Source organism: Agrococcus sp. DT81.2, from assembly GCF_049844935.1.
In the GTDB taxonomy this organism is placed as follows: domain Bacteria; phylum Actinomycetota; class Actinomycetes; order Actinomycetales; family Microbacteriaceae; genus Agrococcus.
The window spans coordinates 1-3,608 of sequence record NZ_JBNCLZ010000013.1 but is presented as its reverse complement, the minus strand read 5'-3'; the positions used below and the strand labels follow the sequence as shown (position 1 = coordinate 3,608).

At 71.1% G+C, this 3,608-nt stretch carries 3 protein-coding genes; 2 read left to right on the top strand and 1 reads right to left on the bottom strand.

From position 1 onward, the window contains the following. Positions 1–73: 73 nt before the first annotated feature. Positions 74–1,222 (bottom strand): hypothetical protein, encoded by a 1,149-nt coding sequence (locus ACLQ21_RS15695; RefSeq protein WP_425664907.1) that lies wholly within the window; start codon positions 1,220–1,222, stop codon positions 74–76. Between the two features lie 6 nt (positions 1,223–1,228). Between ACLQ21_RS15695 and ACLQ21_RS15690 the strand changes: the two genes are divergently transcribed. Continuing rightward, positions 1,229–2,359 (top strand): hypothetical protein, encoded by a 1,131-nt coding sequence (locus ACLQ21_RS15690; protein WP_425664906.1) that lies wholly within the window; start codon positions 1,229–1,231, stop codon positions 2,357–2,359. After that, positions 2,359–3,375 carry an HAD-IIA family hydrolase gene (locus ACLQ21_RS15685; RefSeq protein ID WP_425664905.1) on the top strand — a complete coding sequence of 339 codons (1,017 nt, stop codon included), beginning with the start codon at positions 2,359–2,361 and terminating at the stop codon, positions 3,373–3,375. Before ACLQ21_RS15690 ends, ACLQ21_RS15685 begins: the two co-directional genes overlap by 1 nt. Positions 3,376–3,608: the final 233 nt, after the last annotated feature.

Sequence of the window (3,608 nt, the reverse complement as noted above, 5' to 3'; positions counted from 1 at the left end):
ACCCTGTGGGAGAGTAGGACACCGCCGGACTTACCTTGGAAAGGGGCCCCAGATTCATCTGGGGCCCCTTTTTTCATTTGTACGACCCTGATGGGAGCATGGGGCCATGAACGACAAGGCAGAGCGCAGCTCCGATCGGAACGACGACCGCCGCCGGCCCGCCGGCGACCGAGGCCGTCCCCAGCGCGACTCGCGCCCGCAGCGTGACGGTGACCGTCCGCAGCGTGATGGAGCCCGCCGCTTCGGCGACCGCGACGCTCGCCCCCAGGGCGATCGCAAGCCGCTGCGCCCCGGCGACACCGGCTACCGTGCCGGTGGAGATGCCCGCCCGTCGCGCGATGGCGACCGTCGTCCGCCTCGTGACGGCGACCGCCGGCCGCAGCGCGACGGCGACCGCCGCCCGCCGCAGCGTGACGGCGAGCGTCGCTTCGGTGACCGCGACTCGCGCCCGCAGCGCGACGGCGACCGCCGCCCGCCGCAGCGTGATGGTGAGCGTCGCTTCGGTGGCCGCGACGCGCGTCCGCAGCGCGACGGCGAGCGTCGCTCCGGCGAGCGCGACTCCCGTCCCCAGCGCGACGGCGAGCGTCGTTTCGGCGACCGCGACTCCCGTCCCCAGCGCGACGGCGACCGCCGCCCGCCGCAGCGTGACGGAGAGCGTCGCTTCGGTGACCGCGACTCGCGTCCGCAGCGCGACGGCGACCGCCGTCCGCCTCGCGACGGCGATCGCCGCCCGCCGCAGCGCGACGGAGAGCGTCGCTTCGGCGACCGCGACTCGCGCCCGCCTCGCGATGGGGACCGCCGTCCGCCTCGCGACGGCGACCGCCGGCCGCCGCAGCGCGACGGTCAGCGTCGCTTCGGCGATCGCGACTCGCGCCCGCAGCCCGAGCGGAAGCCGCTGCGCCCCGGCGATACCGGCTACCGCGCCGGCGGGGGAGACGCCCGCCCGCAGCGTGACGGTGACGACCGGTTCGGCCGGGACGACCAGCGCCGCCGCGATACGCAGCGGGACCGCAACCAGGGTCCCCAGCGTGACGCCGCGCGCCCGGGCCGCGACTTCGAGCGCCGTGGCGAGGGCTCGGGCGAGAGCTTCAAGCAGGCGCGCGACGAGGACTTCGTGTCGCCGCCGCTGCCCGACGATGTCGTGGCCGAGGATCTCGACATCGGCGCCCGGGCACAGCTGAAGACACTGACGAAGGACAACGCCGAGTTCGTGGCCAAGCACATGGCCATGGCATCGCGCTACATCGACGACGACCCCGAGCTGGCACATCAGCACGCCCTGACGGCCGCTCGACGCGCGGGACGCATCGGCGTCGTGCGCGAGACGCTCGCGATCACTGCCTACCAGCTGGGCGACTTCGCGCTCGCGCTGCGCGAGCTGCGCACCTACCGTCGCATCACGGGCCGCGACGATCAGCTGCCCCTCATGGCCGACTGCGAGCGCGGTCTCGGCCGCCCGGAGAAGGCGCTCGAGCTGGCGAGGTCCGTCGAGTCGTCGACGCTGGACACGCCCGTGCGCGTCGAGCTCGCCATCGTCAAGTCGGGCGCACGGCTCGACCTCGGCCAGACCGAGGCGGCGCTCGAGGAGCTCCGCATCCCCGAGCTGCGCAAGGACAAGGCGTTCGAGTACAGCCCGGCGCTGTTCGCGAGCTATGCCGGCGTGCTCGAGGAGCTCGGCCGCACCGACGAGGCGGCGGAGTGGTCGGAGCTCGCTGAGCGCGCGATCGATGCGCTCGAGGCGGCACTCGCGCCCGGCGAGCTCGAGGCGGTCTCGATCATCACCGAGCGCATCGAGACCGAGGACGTCCCGGAAGCTGTCGAGTCGGTTGATGCCGCAGAGGTCGAGTCCGTTGATGCTGCTGAGGTCGAGTCGGTTGATGCTGCTGAGGTCGAGTCGGTTGATGCCGGTGAGGTCGAGTCGGTTGATGCTGCTGAGGTCGAGTCGGCTGATGCCGGTGAGGTCGAGTCGGCTGATGCCGGTGAGGTCGAGTCGGTTGATGCCGGTGAGGTCGAGTCGGCTGATGCCGGTGAGGTCGAGTCGGTTGATGCTGATGGAGTCGAGTCGTCTGATGCTGATGGAGTCGAGTCGTCTGATGTCGGTGAGGTCGAGTCGTCTGATGTCGGCGAGGTCGAGTCGGCTGATGCTGGCGAGGTCGAGTCGGCTGATGCTGGCGAGGTCGAGTCGGCTGATGCTGGCGAGGTCGAGTCGGCTGATGCTGGCGAGGTCGAGTCGGCTGGCGACGACGAGCAGGAGGTCGCTGCGGCACCGTCTGCCGCGCCCGCGCCCCACGGCGACGCGCTGTTCGGCGACGCGCTCTTCGGTGATGAGCTGATCGAGCGGCGGGACGACGAGCGCTGATGGCGCTGTTCCGCAAGAGCGCCGTGCCCACGCCGCTCGACGGCATCGACTGCCTCTACGTCGATCTCGACGGCGTGGTCTACAAGGGCGCTGACGCGATCCCGCACGCCGTCGAGAGCATCCGCGGCACGGGGCTGCCGACCGCCTACCTGACGAACAACGCGTCGCGAACCGATGCCGAGGTCGCCGAGCACCTGTCGTCCTTCGGCCTCGAGGTGCGGGCCGAGCAGGTCGTCACGAGTCCGCAGGCAGCCATGCGGTTGCTGGCCCCGCACCTCGAGCCCGGCGATCCCGTGCTCGTCGTCGGCGGCGCAGGCATCGTCGTCGAGATCGAGGCACGCGGGTGGCGCGTGGTGCGCACTGCCGCCGAGCAGCCGAAGGCCGTGGTGCAGGGATTCCACCCGTCCGTCGGCTGGAAGGACCTCGCGGAGGCCTCGTTCGCGCTGCACACCGGGATCCCCTGGATCGCGACGAACGGCGACTGGACGATCCCGGTCGCGGGCGGCATCGCTCCGGGCAACGGGACCCTCGTGTCGGCCGTGCACACCGCGGTGGGAAGGCTCGCCGAGTTCGCCGGCAAGCCCGAGACGCCGATGTTCGAGCTCGCGACCGACCGGTTCAACGCCAAGGCGCCGGCGATGATCGGCGACCGCCTCGACACCGACATCCTCGGGGCACGTCGCACCGGCATCCGCTCGATCCTCGTCCTCACCGGCATCGACCGTGGCGCGAGCCTGCTCGCCGCGGACGCATCGATGCGGCCGGACCACGTGATCCAGGACCTGCGCGGTCTCACGGAACCCATCGTCCCCGTGCGCGAGACGCTCGAGACGTCGACGGGTGACGTCTACTTCGAGGTCGGGACCGCCGCGGTGCGGCGATCGGGCATCGACCTGACGCTCGTGCGCCACGGCGAGCGACCAGTGGACACGATCCGCGCTGCGTGCGCTGCGGTGTGGACGGCCGATCGCCCGGTGCTCGGACTGCGCGTGGCACCGGAGCTGCTCGCACTCTGATACGCTGACATCCCACTTCGAAGACGAAGGTGCGGAGCGCACAGCGCGTCGGACAGCAGAAGCTGCCGGTGCGACACGCCGGTTTGACGGCGCCTCCCGATCGTGTAACCTAGACAGGTTGCCACGAGCCAGGACTGGAAGTCTGGTGTGAGCTTCGCTCCGCACGGTGTGTCGATTTGACACCGTTCGAGAAGTGGTTACGATAGAGAAGTTGCCCCGGCGCTGATCCAGAG